Source organism: Kitasatospora sp. NPDC087861 (assembly GCF_044742585.1).
Taxonomy (GTDB): domain Bacteria; phylum Actinomycetota; class Actinomycetes; order Streptomycetales; family Streptomycetaceae; genus Kitasatospora.
Genome location: NZ_JBIUUS010000002.1, coordinates 215,887 through 233,815, shown reverse-complemented (window position 1 = coordinate 233,815; position 17,929 = coordinate 215,887). Strand labels below are relative to the sequence as shown.

Sequence of the window (17,929 nt, the reverse complement as noted above, 5' to 3'; positions counted from 1 at the left end):
CCGGTCATCAGGTGGTCGCGGTTGGTGTTGGTGTTGCCTGCATGAACACCACAACGTGCTGAATGTCCGCCAGCCGCCCGGGCCGGGCCGGCGCGGCGAGTGCCTGCTGGATGCTGATCGGGAGGGCGGACAGCACGGCGGCCGCCGCCGCGCCGCCGAGCAGGCTGCGGCGCGACAGTTCGGGCATCGGACTCATCGGGTGGGGCTCCTTGCTGACGGGCGCCGGGCCATCTGTTCGACCCGGACGAGCCTTGTTGTAAGGGACCGAGATGACCGGGGCCGGGGAGTTCGATGACGATCCGATGGCCGCCAAGGGGACCGGAGATGTACAGACAACTTGACGACTTGTCGAGGTGCGGGCCGGTTGGCGCACCGACCGGATGCGGCAGGCGGGGCTACCGCGTGGCCGTGCGGCGGGCAGGCTCGACGAGCTGACGGTCGAGGTGTTCGGCGCGGGGGGCGTCGCCGTGGGCGGTGTAGAGCTCGGCGGCGGCGTGGTGGTGGGTGGCGGCTTCGGCGGAGCGGCCGCCGACGGTGAGGAACTCGGCGAACTGCCGGTGGGCGAGGGCGTGCAGGCGGACGTTGCCGGTGGAGCGGCAGCGGTGGAGGGCGTCGTGCCAGGCGAGTTCGGCGCGGTCGCGGTCGCCGAGCGACTGGTGGGCGAGGGCTTCGCTGACCACTGCCCAGATGGCGGCGTTGGCGGTGGGCCGGTGGGGCAGCAGGGTGTGGGTCTCCCGGGCGTGGGCGAGGGCCGCGGCCGGGTCGCCGAGGCTGAGCTTGATCGCGGCGGCGTTGCTGAGGATGGTGGCGGCGTGTTGGCGCAGCCCGCTGCTCCGGACGAGGGCGAGGGCGGCCCGGGAGATCCGGTCCGCCTCGGCCGGGTCGCCGGACAGGGCGGTCATCGAGGAGAGGACGGAGAGGGCGTGGATGTGGCGGTCGCCGTCCTCGGGGGTGGTGCGGTCGACGGCCCGGGCGGCAAGGGGCAGCGCCTCGGCGACGTACCCGACGGTGCCGAGCGCGCAGGCGGTGGCGGCCTCCATCGCGGCGAGGCCCTCCCGACCGCCGTCGAGCCGGGCGGCGTGGAGGCCGGCCCGCAGGCAGGAGAGCCGGTCGACGACCCGGTCGGCGCCGTAGTACAGGATGGCGGTCACCTCGGCGAGGCGCCAGGCGCGTTCGTGGTCGGCGCGCTCGGCGGCGGCGGTGACCAGGGCCCGCAGGACCGGTTCCTCGGCGCGGCACCAGTCGAGGGTGGCGCGGACATCGGACAGGCGCGGGAGAGCCTGCGGGCCGGGGCCGGGCGGCCGGTACGGCCGGTAGTGGGGGTTGGTGCGCTGGACGGCGTGGCCGCCGGCGGCGAGCTCGTAGTCGGCGAGCCGTTGGAACGCCGTGTCCCGCCGTTCGGCGGGGAGGCCGTCGAACAGTTCGGCGCCGTAGAGGCGGACGAGGTCGTGGCGACCGTAGCGGCCGGGCGCGGGTTCGGTCAGCAGGTGGTGGGCGGCGAGGCTGCCGAGGGCGTGCCGGGCGGTCTCGGCGTCGGCGGCGAGCAGGGCGGCGGCCGCGGACACGTCGGTGGTGGTGCCGGGGTGCACGGTGAGCAGGGCGAGGAGCCGGCGGGCGGGTCCGGGGAGGTGGGGGTAGGTGCGCGAGAGCGCGGTCCGGACGCTGACCGCGCCGCCGTCGGTGCGGAGGGCGGTGAGGCGGGTCCGTTCGTCGGCCAACTCGTCGACGAGGGAGGCGAGTTCCCAGCCGGGGCGGGCGGCGAGGCGGTCGGCGGTGATCTGCAGCGCCAGGGGGAGGCGGTCGCACAGTTCGATCAGCCGGGCGGCCGCCGCGGGCTCGGCGGCCACCCGCTCGGCGGTCAGCCGATGCTCCAGCAGGCGGTGCGCGTCGGAGGCGGGCAGTGCGTCGATGTGGAGCAGAGCGGCGCCGTCGGTGACGACGAGTTCCTCCAGGGTGTTGCGGCTGGTCAGGACCGTGACGCAGGCGGGTCCGGCGGGCAGCAGTTCGGTGGCCTCGGCGGCCGTGCGCACGTTGTCGAGGACCACCAGCAGCCGACGGCGTCGGGTGAGGGCGCGGAACAGGTCGGCCCGGGCGGCGAGGCCCTCCGGGACGGCCTGCTCGGGCAGGCCGAGGGAGCGGAGGAAGCGGCCGAGGATCTGGGCCGGGTCGGCGGGGCCCGCCGGATCGAAGCCGCGCAGGTCCGCGAAGAGGCGGCCGTCGGGGAAACCGGCGGCGGCGCGGTGAGCCCAGCGCAGGACGGTCGCGCTCTTGCCGACCCCGGCGGGGCCGACCACCACGGCGAGCCCGCCGCCGCCCTGCTCGGCCCGGCCGTGGTGGTCGAGCCACCGCTCCTCGGCTTCGCGGCCGACGAACCCGTCCGGCGCGGAGGGGAAGTGGCGGATCGTCGGGGCGCCGTCGGTGAGGGCTTCGCCGGCCTCGGTCAGCTCGGCCAGGGCGGCCCGGAGCTCCGGTCCAGGGCCGACGCCGAGTTCCTCGTCGAGCCGGGCCGTGGCCTGCCGGTGGACGCGGACGGCGTCGGCGCCGCGCCCGCTCTGGTGCAGGCACCGGACCAGCAGGGCGGCGGTGGGTTCGCGCAGCCCGTCCGCGCGCACGCTCTGTTCCAGCGCCGGCACGGCCGCATGGCCGCGCCCGAGGCGCAGCAGGCATCGTGTCCACGCGGTGAGCAGCTCGGTCCGGGTGTCGTCGAGGCGGGCGGCGAGCGCGGCGGCGAGCGGGGTGGCGGGGAGGTCGGCGAGGGCCGCGCCGCGCCACAGCCGCAGGGCCCGCTCCAGCAGCGCGGCGGCGGTGGTGTCGTCGTCGGTGGCGGCGGCGCGCGCGGCCAGGGCTTCGGCGTGCAGGGCGTCGACGGCCTCGGGGTGCCCGGTGAGCCGGTAGCCGGGGGCGCTGGTGGTGATGGCGAGGCCCGAGCCGTCCAGCAGCCGGCGCAGGGTGGCGACGTGCCCCTGCAGCGCGGCTTTCGCGCGGGTGGGCGGCCGCTCGGCCCAGAGCAGTTCGAGGAGTTGGCCGACCGCGACGGTGCGGCCCAACTCCAGTGCGAGCAGGGCGAGTACGGCCCGCCGTTGCGCGCTGCCGACGGGGACGGCGGAGTCGGTGCCATCGTCCGCACCGGTGCCGTGCCGTAGCTCGACCGGGCCGAGCAGTCGTATCCCCATGTCTCCCGTCCCGCCGTCGTCCGGAGGGACCGGACAGGCCGTCGGGAAGTTTACCCGTGGGTAACCGGTGGTCGGCACCCCGTCGTCCGGGGAGTGCCGGACGTCGACCTGCCGTCAGGGCCTCTTCCGGGTGGGACCGATCACCGGCAGGTGGTGACACCCGGGGTGAGGTGGAGGCGCTCGGGGCGGGACGGGGGGCGGAGCTCGTCCGGGGAGAGGAGGTCGCGGCGCGACTGCCAGGCGAGCAGTCGGACGCGGGCCTGCTGGTCCCGGTCGTCCGCCGTCCCGGACATGGTGCCCGGGCCGACCTCGCGGAGCAGGACGCGGGCCGGGAGGTCCTCGCCGCCCGGCAGGACCTCCAGGACGGAGAACCACGAGCCGGGCGGGAACACCACCTCGGGCTCGCCGTCCTCGGAGATCACCGACGTGCGGCGGCCGGTGGCGGACCACACCAGGAACTCGACGGACGTCCCCGGCACGACCTCCGCCGCAGGCGTCCCGACCACCGGCGCGGGCTCCGCCAGCAGCGCTCCCGGCGCGTAGTGGCGCAACTCCTCCTCGCCCGCGTCGGCGCCCAGCAGAACGGCGCCCCGGTGGTTCGGCAGCCGCCGCAGTCCGGACCCCAGACACGCCAGATACGGATCCAGCGGTCCGGAGCCGGGCCGGCGGGCCGCCTCGACCAGCTCTGCGTGGAAGGCCGGGACACCCGTGTCGGTGTGGTGCAGGTAGACCGCCGCGAGGTCACTCTTCAGGTCGTCCCGGGCGTGCGAGCGCAGCGCCGGGAGCCGCATCGCGACCTGCTCGGCGCGGCTGGCGCAGCGCTGGAAGTGCTCGCCCAGCAGTGCCCGGAAGGCGGTCCGCTCGGCGGCCGTGCTCGGCCGCCCGGAGACCGCCGTGCCGTCGGGCGTGAGGAGTCGGGCGGTGCGGGGGGCCTCGGGCGCGGTGCCGGCGCGGGGTGCGGGCTCCTCGGCGGTGTCGGGAGGTGTGGCCGGCTCAAGGTTCGGGGCGGCCGGCTCGGGGGAGGATTCGGGGTCGGCAGCGGACTCGGCGTCGGGGTGGGGGACGGGGTCCGGCGCGGCGGCGGGCGCGGCGTCGGGGGTGGTTCGGCGGATCGTGCCGTGGGCCGGTGGCTCGGGTGCGGGGGTGGGTGCGGGCGCGCTCGTCGCGGTGGCGGACCGGCCCTCGGGGTCAGCGGTGTGGGTCCGGACGACCGGGGCCGGTCCGATGGCCGCCGTGGCGGTCTGGACGGGCGGCTCGGGGGCGGTGACGGCGGGCTCGGCGGTGGCCTGCGGTGCGGGTGCGGGTGCGGGTGCGGGTGTGGGAGCGGGCGTGGGTGCCGGCGTGACCGTTGCCGCGACGATGGTGAACTCGCCTGCAGAGTCAGGCTGTTCAGCGAGCTCGGCAGGGGGCTGCGGGGTGGCCGGGAGGGCGGGCCGGGCGGGTTGTTCCGAGCGGAGGGCGCCTGGGCGGCGCGCGCCGTCGATCAGCAACTCGGGTGCGGTCGTGCCGGGGGCGGTGAGGGCCGCGCGCAGGTCGTCGAGGACGGCGAGCACCTCCGGGGGCACCGTTCGCCCGTCCGCCCCGGCGATCAGCAGCGGGTGGGCGGGGTCCGGGTCGCGCAGGCGTGGGCCGCGGTCCTGCGGCGGCTCCTCGGGGCGCAGCCACAGGCCGGCGGGCACGGCTTCAAGCCGCCAGCCCGTGACCGGGGACTCGTAGAGGGCGGGTCCGCAGGTGGCCGGGCCGTCGGAGGTGGTGCGCCAGGCGGAGGCGACGACGCGGTGCCGCTCCGGTGAGGCGGTGAGCTCGGTCAGCCACGGCTCCCAGCCGGGGGTGCCGTCCGCGGTCAGCACGCGGGAGGAGAGGCCGCTGGTGGTGTGCATGGGCAGGCCGACGGCGGCGCGGAGGTCGTGGCCGAGTTCGGCCGCGAGCCCGGCGGCAAGGGCGGTGAGCGCGGTGGTGGGGGCCCAGGGGGCGCTGAGCAGCAGGTCGGCCGAGGGGCCGGGGAGCAGGGCGCGGAGCCGGGCGGCGAGGTCGGCGGCCGGGGGCAGGGGTGTGCCCGGGTGCCCGACGACGAGGATCACCGTGTCCTCGCCCGCGGTGGCCCTGGTGAGCGGGCCAGGGGGGCCGTCGGGGTCGGGCTTGCTGCGGAACCAGTAGCCGTGCGGCAGCGCGGTGACCAGCGGGTCGGCGGCGCCGACCGGCGGCGTGGCCGGGCCGCGCCGGACGGGCTCGGCGGGCTCGGCGGGCTCGGGCGTCGGCGGGACGGGCACGGCCGGGACGGACACCGTCACGGTCGGCTCGGCCGCCGCCACCGGGCTCGCCATCACCACGGTCTCCGCCGCTTCGCCGCCCGCCGGTTCCTCCGTCGGTGGATCGGCGGCCGGCTCCGTCGGCAGCGGCCAGACCGGCCCGAGCCGGCGCAGTTGTCCGGTCGGGGTGCAGAGCCACCAGGATGACGGCGCGTCGTCGGTCGGCCCGCTGGTCAGCAGGGTGCCGTCGGGCCGGAGGGTGACCAGCCCGTCCGGGGCGACGACGCCGAGGCCGGTCAGTTCGGCGATCCGTTCGGCGGGCCGGCGCCCGGTGTCCGGGGCGGTGGCCAGGCCGGAGGCGGCGAGGACGAGCGCGGTGGCGTCCCGGGTGGTGGCGGTGCGGGTCAGCTCGTCGAGCCGGCCGAAGAGGACGGCCGGCGCGTCGGGGGCGGCGGCGAGGACGGTGACGGTCCGGGCGACGTGGGTGAGCCGGGCCAGTGCCGCGGTCAGTGCGGCGGGTGGGGCGGCCGGGCCGGTGCCGTCCCCGCCACCGGGGGCGATGACGAAGTGCGGGCCCACCTGGTGCAGGGTGGCGGGCGTCGCGGCGGCGGAGTTCCGACGGAGGGTCAGCCGGCGTTTCGCCGGTGCGGCGCCGGGCGCGTCCCCTGCCGCTTGCGCTGATGTGCTCATCGTCCCGCCCTCCGTCCGCCCGGCCGCGTCTGCCGCACGTGTCACCCGGCTCTACGGCCCCCGTGCCCCTCCGGGTTCACCCCTCGTCCTCGTCCTCCTCCAGGACGGCGGTCTGCACCTGGACCGTGCGCCGGCGGGTGATGTGCAGGCCGCGCCCGGTCGGGAAGGCGCGGGGCTTGGTGGAGCCGAACAGGAAGCCCTCGCTGGGCGGGCAGGACAGCAGCACCACCGGGGTGTTGACCTCCTCCAGCTTGCGCAGCAGCTGGTCGGAGGAGGCCCGCCCGATGCCGTTGGCGCTGCGGGCGACGATCAGGTGCAGGCCGAGTTCGACACCCTGCGCCAGGTAGTCGAGCAGCGGCGCGAAGGGGTGGTCGTGGAGGCCGCCGGGGGAGCCGGAGACCAGCTCGTAGTCGTCGACCACGATGAACAGTTCCGGCCCCTCCCACCAGTCGCGCAGCCGCAGCCGGGCCGGGGCGATGTCGGCGCCGGGCAGCCGGTTGGCCATGGCGCGGGCGGCGCCGTCGACGATCTGGCGCAGCACGTCCACGCTGACGGCGTGGCCCAGCCGGTACTCCTGGGGCACCGCCTCCTGCAGGACCCGGCGGTAGTCGATGAGCATGATCCGGGCCTCGTCGGGCCGGTACGCGCTGGTGACGGCGGCGGCGACGAGCTTCAGCAGGTTGGTCTTGCCGGCCTCGCTGTCGCCGACGACCAGCAGGTGCGGGCTCTCCTCGAAGTCGTGCCACAGCGGGGTGAGCGAGACGTCCTGGAGGCCGATCGGGATGCGCAGCCGGCCTTCGGGGGCGGGCAGGGCGGCGGCGGGCAGTTGCAGCGGCAGCATCCGGATCTCCGGTGCGCGCGGGCCGGTCCAGTGGTCGGCGACGGCGTCGACCAGGTCGGCGACGCCCTCGCCGAGGTCGGCGGCGGTGCCGCTGCCGTCCAGCCGGGGCAGGGCGGTGAGGAAGTGCATCTGGTCGGAGGTGAGGCCCCGGCCGGGGATGTTCGGCACGGTGCCGGCGGCCCGCATGTTGATGGCGGAGTCGACGGCGTCGCCGAGCCGCAGTTCGAAGCGGGTGCCGAGGAGGTCGCGCAGGGCGCTGGAGACCTCGCCCCAGCGGGTGGTGCCGACGATCAGGTGGATGCCGTAGTTGAGGCCGCGCTGGGCGATCAGGGTGAGCGCGGGGGCGAGGTCGGGGAACTCCTGGCGGATGGTGTTCCAGCCGTCGATGACGAGGAAGACGTCGCCGTGCGGCTCGTCGGGCAGTTCGCCGGCCGCGAGGCGGCGGCGGAAGGCGGAGACGGAGTCGATGCCGAGCTCGGCGAAGCGCTGCTCGCGCCGGCTCAGGATGCTGTTGACCTCGGCGATGGTGCGCAGCACCCGCTCGGGGTCGTGCCGCCCGGTGATGCCGCCGACGTGCGGCAGGCCGCGCAGCGAGGACAGCGTGCCGCCGCCGAAGTCCAGGCAGTAGAACTGCACTTCGCGCGGAGTGTGGGTGAGGGCGAGGGCGGTGATCAGGGTGCGCAGCAGGGTGCTCTTGCCGCTCTGCGGGCCGCCGGCGATGCCGATGTGGCCGCCGGCGCCGGAGAGGTCGGCGGTGAGCAGGTCGCGGATCTGCTGGAAGGGGCGGTCGATGACGCCCACGGGGACGGCCAGGGTGCCGCGGTCGGCCGCGCTCTCGGTGGTGAGGCCGTGCTCGGGGTGCGGGGCGAGGGGCGGCAGCAGCTGGTCGAGGGTGGGCGGGACGCCCAGCGGCGGCAGCCACACCTGGTAGGCGGGCGGGCCGGCGTCGGTGAGCTTCTCGGCGGCGAGGTCGAGCAGGGTGTGGGTCTGCTCCGGCGTCTCCTCGGGCTCCTCGGCGGCCGACGGGGCGAGGGGCTGACGCGGCGCCACGTAGGCGGTGCCGTACCGGGCGACCTGGCCGGCCGCCTGCTGGCGGGCGGCGGCGGCGCGCCGGGCCCGGTAGGGGCCGGAGACGTACGCGGCCTTGAACCGGGTCAGGGTGGCGATGTCGCTGCGCAGGAAGCCGTTGCCGGGCTGGGAGGGCAGCTGGTAGGCGTCGGGGACGCCGAGGACGCCCCGGCTCTCCATCGCGGAGAAGGTGCGCAGGCCGATCCGGTAGGACAGGTGGGACTCCAGGGCGTGCATCCGGCCTTCGTCCAGGCGCTGCGAGGCCAGCAGCAGGTGCACGCCGAGGGAGCGGCCGAGGCGGCCGATCATGATGAAGAGTTCCATGAAGTCGCGGTGGGCGGCGAGCAGTTCGCTGAACTCGTCGACCACCACGAACAGCGTGGGCATCGGCTCCAGCGGGGTGCCGGCGGCGCGGGCGGTCTCGTAGTCGAGCAGCGAGCTGTAGTTGCCGGCGGAGCGGAGCAGCTCCTGGCGGCGGACGAGTTCGCCGTGCAGGGCGTCGCGCATCCGGTCGACCAGGGCGGCCTCGTCGGCGAGGTTGGTGATCACCGCCGAGGTGTGCGGCAGCCGGTCGAGGCCGAGGAAGGTCGCGCCGCCCTTGAAGTCGACCAGGACGAAGTTGAGCACCTCGGAGGAGTGGGTGAGGGCCAGCGCCAGCACCAGGGTGCGCAGCAGTTCGGACTTGCCGGAGCCGGTGGCGCCGATCAGCATGCCGTGCGGGCCCATGCCGCCCTGGGCGGACTCCTTGATGTCCAGTTCGACCGGCGTGCCGTCGCCGGAGACGCCGAGCGGCACCCGTAGCCGGTCCCGGACGCCGCGTCCGGCCCAGCCCTGGGCGATCTCGTGCCGGTGCAGGTCGCGGATGCCGAGCAGGGAGGCGAGGTCGTAGTCGGTGGCCAGCGGCTCCCCGGCGTCCGCCGAGTCGCCGATCCGGTACGGGGCGAGCAGGGTGGCCAGCCGGCGGGCGGCCGTCCCGGACAGGGCGTCGGGCCGGCCGAGGTCGGTGACGTCGTCGCGGTGGTTGCGGTCGGCGCCGACCATGTCGAGTCGGCCGTCCTCGATCCGCAGCCGCAGCCGGAAGCGCAGCGGCTTCCATTCGAGGGTGTCGCCGAGGTCGATCAGGACGGCGTTGCGCCAGCCGGCCAGCGCGGCCCGGCTGGTGGCCCCGGCCTGGGGGCCGTCCAGCACGATCACGGTGAACGGCTCGTCCCGGCCGGGCTGGGTCTCCGGCTCGAACGGGGGCCGGCCGGCGAACTCGCCGCCGAGCAGCTGCTCGATCTCCACCACGGATCCCGCGACCAGCCGCACCGGACCGACCCCGTCGGTGTCCTCGGGGTGCAGGGCGTGCGGCAGCCACTTGGTCCACTCCCACTCGGCCTGGTGCTCGGCGTCGGTGACGACGGCGATCCGCAGCTCGTCGGGGGCGTGGAAGAGCGCCAGCTGCGCCAGCATGGCGCGGGCCAGGGCGCGGGTCGCGGCCCGGTCGTCGCCGCGCAGCAGGACCTGCGCGTACCCGCGCAGGTAGACGGCGATGGGCTGGTCGGCGACGGTGCCGTAGGCGTTGATGAACCGGCGCAGCGCGTGCGCGCACAGCGGTTCCAGGTCCTCCACCGGCTTGGTGGACAGCGGTGCCAGCCGTACCGCGAGCCGCTGGTGCCCGAGGCCGATCCGGACGTCGCCGAAGTCGGGGTGGGTGCTGCGTCGCTCCCACAGCCGGGAGGTGCGGGCGAGCGAGGCGAGCGTGTCGGGGGCGGGGTGGCGCCAGGCCAGCGCCTCCTGCTGGCGGGCGATGTGGCCGCGCACCTGGCGGCGGACCTGGGAGAGGTAGCGCAGGTAGTCCCGGCGTTCGGCGCGCAGTTCGCGCTTGCGGTCACTGGCGCCGCGGATCAGCTGGGTGACCAGCATGCCAACGGCGGACAGCGCCATCATGCCGATCGCGACGTAGGTCAGGACGCCGCCGCCGTCGCCGGGGCGCAGGAAGACGAACACCATCGAGAGCGAGCTGAGCGCCATCGGCGCCATCGCGATCATGTTCGACATGCCGCTCTGCGCCTCGGGGAGGACGGGCGGCTCCTGCAACTGGATCTCGCCGTCGGGCATCGCCGGGCCAGGGCGCCGCGGCGGACGGTCGACCAGCACCACACTCAACGAAGGGCTCCTCGCGCAGGGGAACGGCCGCTCGGTGCTTCGGCGGCCCGGGACGCGCACCGTCCACCCGGGACGACGGGCGGCGGGCCCGGCCGGGTTCACCCGGTTCGCCGGGAACGCTCGCGGCGCTGCCGGGAACACTCGCCGGGAACGGCCGCGCGAACGGATTCCGCCACGCGCTGAACCCCGCGGGCGCCACCGGCCGTCCCTCCTGGTGAGGTGACGCCCGGGCTCGTCCTCCCCCAGGCGCTCCCGGGCCGTCACCTCGCCACGCCGTTCGGAGGCCAGGGCAAAAGGGAGAAGTGTGAACGGGAGCGCGACCGGCACCGCCGTCGCCGGACTGTGCCGACTGAGGTTCCGGACGCCGGAGGCGGTCCTGGAACTCGCCGTCCCCGCCGATGTACCGCTGGCCGACCTGCTGCCGGCCGTCCTCGCGCAGGCCGGCCCCGAGCTGGAGGAACAGGGCGTCGAGCACGACGGCTGGGTGCTGCAGCGCCTCGGCGGCCCGCCGCTGGACGAGGAGCTCGGCGCCGACGCGCTCGACCTGCACGACGGGGACGAGCTCTACCTGCGCCCGCGCCGCGACGCCCTGCCCGAGGTGCACTACGACGACCTGGCCGACGGCGTCGCCACCGGCATGCGGGCCCGTTCCGACACCTGGCGCCCGGCGCTCACCCACCACGTGGCGCTCGGACTGGCCGTGGCCGTCCTGGCCGGCGGGCTCGCGGTGCTGCTGCTCCCCGGCCCGGCGCAGACGCGCGCCCTGGCCGCCGCCGTCACCGGCCTGCTGCTGCTGCTGGGTGCGCTGAGCGCCTCCCGGGCGGTCGGCGACGCCGGCGCGGGCACCGCGCTCGGCGCCATGGCGGTGCCCTACCTCGCGATGGCCGGGGCGCTGCTGCCGGCCGGTGGCGGGGCCGGCGCGGTCGGTGCCCGGATGCTGGCGGGCGGCTGCGCGGCCGCCGGGGCGGCGGTGCTGGCGCTGGCCGCCGTCGGCTGCTCGGCGCCGCTGTTCCTCGGCGCGGTGCTGTTCGCCCTGTACGTCATGGTGGCGGGCGGGCTGACGCTGGGCGGGGAGGGCGGCCCCCAGGTGGCGGCCGTGCTGGCGGTGCTCGCGGTGATCCTCGGGGCCTTCGTCCCGGGCATCTGCTTCCGCCTGTCCGGGCTGCGGCTGCCCGCGCTGCCGCGCAACGCCGAGGAGCTCCAGGAGGGCATCGCCCCGGTCCCGAGCGCCACCGTCCGCAGCCGCAGCGACGTCGCCGACGGCTTCCTGACCGCCTTCCACCTGGCGCTCGGCACGGTCCTCACGGGATGCGTGACGCTGGTGGCCGGCGAACCCGGTTGGGCGGCCACGACCCTGACGGTGACCCTGTCCGTCCTGCTGCTGCTGCACTCCCGGGCGATCGGCAGCATCCCGCAGCGGCTGTCCGTCCTGCTGCCCGGCGCCTACGGCCTGGCGCTGCTGCTCGGCCACCTGGCCCTCGGCGAGGGGACCGGGGGCCGCCTGCTGGTGCTGGTCGGCCTGCTCGCCCTGGCGGCCGCCCTGGCCGTCGTCTCCTGGACGATCCCCGGACGCCGGCTGCTGCCCTACTGGGGCCGGGCCGCGGACCTGCTGCACACCGCCGCGGCGATGGCGGTGATCCCGCTGGCCCTGGCCGTGGCCGGGGTCTACCACGAGCTGCGCGCCCTGGCCGGCTGAGCCGACCCTGACGGACCCTCACCTTCCGCCGCCCCGAGGAGAACCACGAGATGCAGTCGAAGCGCGACCAGGTGCAGGCCCACCTGTTCGTGATGGGCAGGCTCGCCACCGGCATGCTGCGCGGCGAGCCCGATGCCGCCGACACCCCGGCCGGGCGCACCTCGCGGGGCACCGTCATCGGGGTGATCATCGCCGTGCTGGTGTGCCTGGGGGCCGCCGTGTTCGGGGCGCTCGTCCCCGGCGGCGCCACGGGCTGGCAGAAGCCCGGCACCCTGGTGGTGGTCAAGGAGAGCGGCGCCCGCTACCTCTTCCTGGACGGCAGCCTGCACCCCGTCCTGAACGAGGCCAGCGCCCGGCTGCTGGCCGGCGACCAGCTGGTGGTCGACCAGGTCAGCGTGCGCTCGCTGGCCGACACCCCGCGCGGCGCCCCGATCGGCATCCTCGGCGCCCCCGACGGCCTGCCCGGGGCCGACCAGCTCGCCGACGCGCCCTGGCTCGCCTGCGCCGTCAGCACGCCCGGACCGTCCGGCGGCCGCCTCCCGGAGCTGGCCCTGGCGGTCGGCCCGGGCCGCCGCGGCACCGGCCTGACGGACGGCCAGGGCGCCCTGGTCTCCGCCCCGGACGGTGCCGTGTACCTGCTCTGGCACGGCCGCCGGCTGCGCCTGGACACCGCCAACGGCGCCCGCCAGGCCCTCGGCCAGACCGCCGTCGCCCCCTACCCGGTGACGGCGGCCTTCCTCAACGCGCTGGCCGCCGGCCCGGACCTGGCCGCCCCCGACCCGGCGGACCGCGGCAAGCCCGGCCCGCAGCTCGGCACCCACGCCACCCGGATCGGCCAGCTGTTCACCGGCCCCGGCGGCGACCCCTACCTGCTGACCACGGCCGGGCTCGCCCCGCTCAGCCGGATGGCCTTCGAGCTGCTGCGCAACGACCCCCGCACCCAGAACGCCGCCTACGCGGGCGAGGCCGTCGCCCCCGCGCAGCTCGGCCCGGCCGACCTCACCGCGCACACCGCGCCCGCCCCGGCCGCCCCCGCCGCGGCCGGGCTGCCCACCGCGCCGCCCGAACTGGTGACGGTCCCCCAGGGCCGGGGCGTCTGCGCGGACCTGAGGCTCACCGACCAGGCGCCGACCACCTCCGTCACCCTGGTCGACACCGGTGCCGTCGCGGGCCCGCCGCCGGCCGCCCAGCCGGGCGTGGACCCGGCCTGCGCCGGCGCCGACAGCATCGCCGTCAAGCCCGGCGGCGGCGCCCTGGTCCGGGCGCTGTCCAGCGCGGGCGTCGGCGCCACCCTCTACCTGGTCACCGACGCCGGGGTGAAGTACCCGCTGGCCTCCGTCGCGGCCGTCAAGCAGCTCGGCTACGGCGAGACCGTCCCGTCGGCCGTCCCCGAGGCCCTGCTGTCCCTGCTGCCGACCGGGCCCAGCCTCGACCCGGCCGCGCTGACCGGCGCCGCGACCCCCGCGCCGCGGCCCTCAGGACCGGCCTGTTCGAGGTGAACCTGCGTCCGCCACGGGCCCGTTGAAGCAAATGGACCGGGTCGGCCGACCCGCCCGCGCGGCACCCGCCGCAGCCGGGAATCCGCACCGAGGAAGGGAAAGCAGTGAGCACTCCCATCGTTCAGACAGACGACGCGGCCGTTAAGGCCGTGATGGCGACCCTGGACAACCACATCCAGGCCATGATGAACGCCGGTCAGCGCGTCCAGGACGTCAACGACGAGGTCCAGCAGCACTTCAAGGCCGCGTGCAGCACCGCCTACCAGGGGAAGATCCACGACTGGCAGGAGCGGTACCAGCAGCTCAAGAACGCCTACCAGAGCTTCCAGGGGCGCTTCTCCGCCGGGCACGTCCAGATCAACAACGCCCACGACCAGGCCTTCGACGTCAATAACGGCTGGGGCGGCGGCGGTCCGGGGTCCGAGGTCTACAAGGGCCTCAACCCCTGATCCCACCCCCGCCGACCCACCGGACCGGGCCACCCCGGGCCGGACCCCAGCCGACCGAAAGGACCAGCCATGGCAAGCATCGAACTCCACCACGCCAACATCGACGAGGCGGCGGACGCCCTGACCCAGGCCGGCAGCGGTATGCACGCCGCGATGCAGGACTGCCTGCAGGCCATCCAGACCGCCGAGCACCAGCTCAAGGGTGACCTGGCCGCCGCCGCCCACTCCTTCTACCAGGTGCTGGCCGGACAGGACGCCGCCATGACCGACGACATCACCAAGGGCGCCGACGTCCTGCGCACCATGCACGGCCTGCTCCGCGACGCGGACCGGCGCGGTGCGGCGGGCATCTGATGACGGCCACGGAGCGGCTCGACCGGAGGGGCGGGTGCGATGTCCACTGATCCGGTGCTGCCCGCGCCCCCGCCAGGGCCTTCGAAGCCGGACCACGGCCACACGCTCAGCGTCAACCACGACGACCTGGAGTACTTCGCCAACACGATCCTGCCGTCCTACCTGAGCCAGTTGGAGACCGACCCGGGCTACTCGGCCATGCTGGGCTTCAGCGGCCAGGGCACGGCGGCCAAGGACCACCACTACGTCGCGCTGCTGGCAGGGAACTTCGACGGCGGCACCAACCTGCAGAAGGGGTTCGCGCATCTGGCGGGCTCCGTGGTGGGCGACTTCAAGATCTTCCACAACCAGATGGAGAAGGCCCGGCTCGACGTCCTGGACTTCCTCAAGACGATGGACACCGCTCACGACGAGGCCCTGACGGCCGCCGAGGTGATGCAGATCCTGCAGGACGTCATCGGCGCCGGTGGTGGCGGCGGTGGTGGAGGCGGCGGGAAGTAGTGGATTCCCCCTCCTGATCGGCCCCCTGAACCCCTGAACCCTCCTACTCGTCTGGAGACCCTCGTGTCCATGCTCTGGGAGGCGGTCCTCGCCGCCTTCGAATCCAAGCAGTCTCCGGTCGGGATCACCAAGCGGGAGGACGTCGCGGGACCGAAGGCCGCTCCCTGGCTGACCGGGAAGATGACCGTCGAGAACGGGTACTTCGACCCGAACGACGCCTCCACCCATTCGTACCTGAAGGACGGTTCGGGGACGGGTGACCCGTCCGTCTGGTGGGCGATGAACTTCTACGACGGCACCGCGAACAACAACACGGGGGGCCCGCGCCACTTCAAGATCAACGTCTACATCGACTACAGCAAGTGGGGGAACGACCCCAGCGGCGTGCTCTCCAAGTTCAACCACCAGGCCGAGCTGATCCTCGGCCCGATCCGGCCGGACGTCCCGACCACGGTGGCTCCGGACGCCAAGCAGGGCGAGTTCCCGATCAGCACCCGCGGGAACGACACGATCGACCCGCAGAGTCTGGTGGCCGGGGCCAAGGCGATCGACGACACCACCAAGTGGCTGTCGACACAGGCCGAGGAGTTCCGCAAGTGGGCCGACCAGATCGACGGCCCGGGCGACACGTGGGAGGGGGACGCGGCGGGCGAGTTCAAGAAGCTCCTTGAGCGGTTCGCCGTCGAACTCGACGACCTGAGCCACCAGTTGGTCGGAGCCGGCTACGGGCCGTACCTCAAGTTCGCGGCGCAGCGGATCGGCGTCGCCATCGAGGCCGTCAACGCGGCACAGGTGGCCTGGTACGCCGTCGGATTCCCGTACCAGTGCATCCTGGAGGTGCTGCGGGAGGAGATGGGCAAGGCGCCCATGTTCTGGACGGCGGACAGCACCTGGAAGTACGACACCTCCTCGCTGGGCGACCCCCGCAATGACGCCTTCTACACCGCACTCGACGCGAAGGCCAAGCTGAGGTGGCTGGAGAAGGTCGCCACCCTTCTGGACAAGCCCGGTGACGACGCGATGACGGCGCTGGGGACCGCGTACGAGCCGCTGATCTCCAAGCTCGGCTTCGACCTCCTGCCGGTCGGCATCACGCTGCCCCCGAAGGCCGTGCCCGACCCCAACAACCCCGACGCGCCTCCGCCGCCCGGCACCGGCGGCAACGACAAGTTCAACATCGGCGACGGCAGCGGGGGCAGCGGCGGGGGAGGTGGCGGGGCCGGTGGCGGGGGCGGCGGCGCCGGGAACAAGTTCAACCTCGGCGACGGCGCCGGGGGCACCGGCGGTGGCGGGGGCGGCGGCAACGGGAACAACCTGCACATCCCCCCGCCGATCATCGGTGGCAGCGGCGCCGGCGGGAACGGCGGCGGCGCCGGCGGCGGTGCCGGTGGCGGCACCGGTGCCGGGACGCCGATCCGCGACAAGGACGGCAACGTGCTCCTGGACAAGGACAAGAAGCCGATCCTCCTCCCGCCCGGCGGCTACCTCTCGGGCGGCAAGGTGTACGACGCCAACGGCAAGGAGGTGCTGGACAAGGACGGCAAGCCGATCGTCGTGCCGCCCGGCGCGAACGTGCCGGCGGGCACCGGCGGCGGGATCTACGGCCCCAACGCCAAGGTGCCGAAGGGCTCGACCATCCGCGAGGACGGCACGGTCGTCGACGCCGACGGCAAGCCCGTCCTGGACTCCCAGGGCAACCCGATCGTGGTGGAGAAGGACTCCTCGATCGCCGAGGACGGCACCCTGCTGGACGCCCAGAAGAAGCCGATCTCCGACTACATCCAGCGCTCGCGGGACCTCCAGCACGCCTGGACCACGGCCGGCGGCACCGGCAGCGGCGGCGGTGGAACCATCACCTGGGGCGGTGACATCGGCGGCGGTGCGCGCCCGCCGTCCACCGGCGCGCCCTGGACCCTGGACCTGGGGACCGGCGGCAGCGGCCTCGACCAGAACGGCGGCATCGGCTCGTTCGGCTCCTACCCGGGGCTGTTCAGCGGCGTGGGCGGAGGAGGGGGCGGCCTCAGCACCTCCGGCGGCAGCCCCCGGATCCTCAACACCTCCAGCGGGGTCGGCCCCCAGGTGGCGGAGAACGGCGGACTGCCGCCCGCGCCGAAGGTCGGCGGCACCGGTGCCGGCGCGGGTGCCGGTGCCGGCGCGGCCGCCGCGGAGAAGTCCGCGATGAGCCAAAAGGCCTCCGCGCTCGCCGCCGAGGAGGCCGCCGCGATGCGCGGCCGCTCGGTGAACACCAGCGGCGGCGGGATGCCCATGATGCCTCCGATGGGCGGCGGCATGGGTGGCGGCCAGGGCGAGAAGGGCCGTCAGCGGACCACCTGGCTGGCCGAGGACGAAGAGGTCTGGGGCACCGACACCGGTGCGGTCAGCGGAGTGATCGGCCGCTGAGCCGGCCTCGCGTTTCGAGAGTGGAAAGGAACACGGAGATGACGTTCTCGTTCGAGGAGCAGCTCGCCCAGGCGATGGCGGCCATGGAGGAGCAGCAGGCCAAGATGGCCGAGATGGCCCGGGAACTGCAGGTGGCCACGGCCTCGGCGACGACCAAGGACCGGATGGTCACCGCGAAGGTCGGCGCGCAGGGCGAGGTGCTCGCGCTGACCTTCCACACCACCGCCTACCAGGAGATGGCTCCCGCCGAACTGGCCGCCGTCCTCAAGGACGTGCTGAACGAGGCCAAGGCCCGGATGGGCGAGCGGATCAGCCAGTCGATGCGCTCCTTCGACGGGGTCGGCGAGACGCTGCGCCTGGCGGTCACCGGCGAGCGCGAGGAGGACCCGCTGCTGTCGGCGCTGGGCGGTCTGGACCTGGACGCGCTGCTGGCGCCGCTCACCGCGATGCGGCCGGGAGCCGACCGGGCCAGGACCTCCCACAAGCAGGACGAGTTCAATGGCTAAGCAGCTGAGGAAGCTTGAGGACCTGAAGGAAGCGTTCACCAAGTTCGACGACATGTCCGCGTTCGTCGACAAGATCTACGGCGAGGTCGACAACGTCAACATCATGAACAAGACGGCGGCCGGCTCCGACGAGATCGGCAAGCAGTACCACGAGAAGGTGGACGAGCCGACCACCAACCTGCTCGAACTGGTCGGTTCCATCAGGGACAAGCTGGCGAGCGTCGGGAGGCACGGCGTGAGCACGGCCAACCTGTTCGACTCGACCGACGAGCACAACACCGAGCTGGTGAAGTGACCCGCCGATAGCGCCGGACGGCGCCGTTCCCCACCCGCACCGCACTCAGCAGGCTTCGCA

At 74.9% G+C, this 17,929-nt stretch carries 12 protein-coding genes; 8 read left to right on the top strand and 4 right to left on the bottom strand.

The features are described 5' to 3' along the window. Positions 1-7 precede the first annotated feature (7 nt). From ACIOJE_RS03735 to eccCa, 4 genes are all read right to left on the bottom strand, one after another. Positions 8-196, bottom strand: coding sequence for a hypothetical protein (locus ACIOJE_RS03735; RefSeq protein ID WP_280681606.1), 189 nt, complete (start codon positions 194-196; stop codon positions 8-10). A 199-nt stretch (positions 197-395) separates the two neighbouring features. Then, entirely contained in the window at positions 396-3,173 is a 2,778-nt protein-coding gene (locus ACIOJE_RS03730) for a BTAD domain-containing putative transcriptional regulator (RefSeq protein WP_400773072.1), read from the bottom strand. Between the two features lie 140 nt (positions 3,174-3,313). After that, the gene (locus ACIOJE_RS03725) at positions 3,314-6,112 is read right to left on the bottom strand and encodes a hypothetical protein (protein WP_400773070.1); all 2,799 of its coding nucleotides are present in this window, start codon (positions 6,110-6,112) and stop codon (positions 3,314-3,316) included. A gap of 76 nt (positions 6,113-6,188) precedes the next feature. Next, positions 6,189-10,169, bottom strand: coding sequence for a type VII secretion protein EccCa (gene eccCa, locus ACIOJE_RS03720; protein ID WP_280681254.1), 3,981 nt, complete (start codon positions 10,167-10,169; stop codon positions 6,189-6,191). 304 nt (positions 10,170-10,473) lie between these two features. Between eccCa and eccD the strand changes: the two genes are divergently transcribed. The 8 genes from eccD (at position 10,474) to ACIOJE_RS03680 (ending at position 17,869) form a co-directional block, all read left to right on the top strand. Beyond that, positions 10,474-11,865 (top strand): type VII secretion integral membrane protein EccD, encoded by a 1,392-nt coding sequence (gene eccD, locus ACIOJE_RS03715; protein ID WP_400773068.1) that lies wholly within the window; start codon positions 10,474-10,476, stop codon positions 11,863-11,865. A 50-nt stretch (positions 11,866-11,915) separates the two neighbouring features. Continuing rightward, positions 11,916-13,364, top strand: a complete 1,449-nt coding sequence (gene eccB, locus ACIOJE_RS03710) for a type VII secretion protein EccB (protein ID WP_400773066.1) — start codon at positions 11,916-11,918, stop codon at positions 13,362-13,364. 104 nt (positions 13,365-13,468) lie between these two features. Continuing rightward, the gene (locus ACIOJE_RS03705; protein WP_280681248.1) at positions 13,469-13,813 is read left to right on the top strand and encodes a hypothetical protein; all 345 of its coding nucleotides are present in this window, start codon (positions 13,469-13,471) and stop codon (positions 13,811-13,813) included. A gap of 69 nt (positions 13,814-13,882) precedes the next feature. Beyond that, positions 13,883-14,167 carry a hypothetical protein gene (locus ACIOJE_RS03700; protein WP_280681245.1) on the top strand — a complete coding sequence of 95 codons (285 nt, stop codon included), beginning with the start codon at positions 13,883-13,885 and terminating at the stop codon, positions 14,165-14,167. Positions 14,168-14,206: 39 nt separating this feature from the next. Further along, entirely contained in the window at positions 14,207-14,668 is a 462-nt protein-coding gene (locus ACIOJE_RS03695) for a hypothetical protein (RefSeq protein WP_280681243.1), read from the top strand. A 63-nt stretch (positions 14,669-14,731) separates the two neighbouring features. Next, positions 14,732-17,068, top strand: a complete 2,337-nt coding sequence (locus ACIOJE_RS03690) for a hypothetical protein (protein WP_400773063.1) — start codon at positions 14,732-14,734, stop codon at positions 17,066-17,068. Between the two features lie 38 nt (positions 17,069-17,106). Continuing rightward, positions 17,107-17,574 carry a YbaB/EbfC family nucleoid-associated protein gene (locus ACIOJE_RS03685; protein ID WP_280681241.1) on the top strand — a complete coding sequence of 156 codons (468 nt, stop codon included), beginning with the start codon at positions 17,107-17,109 and terminating at the stop codon, positions 17,572-17,574. Continuing rightward, positions 17,567-17,869, top strand: a complete 303-nt coding sequence (locus tag ACIOJE_RS03680) for a hypothetical protein (protein WP_400665870.1) — start codon at positions 17,567-17,569, stop codon at positions 17,867-17,869. The genes ACIOJE_RS03685 and ACIOJE_RS03680 overlap by 8 nt, the downstream gene beginning before the upstream one ends. Positions 17,870-17,929: the final 60 nt, after the last annotated feature.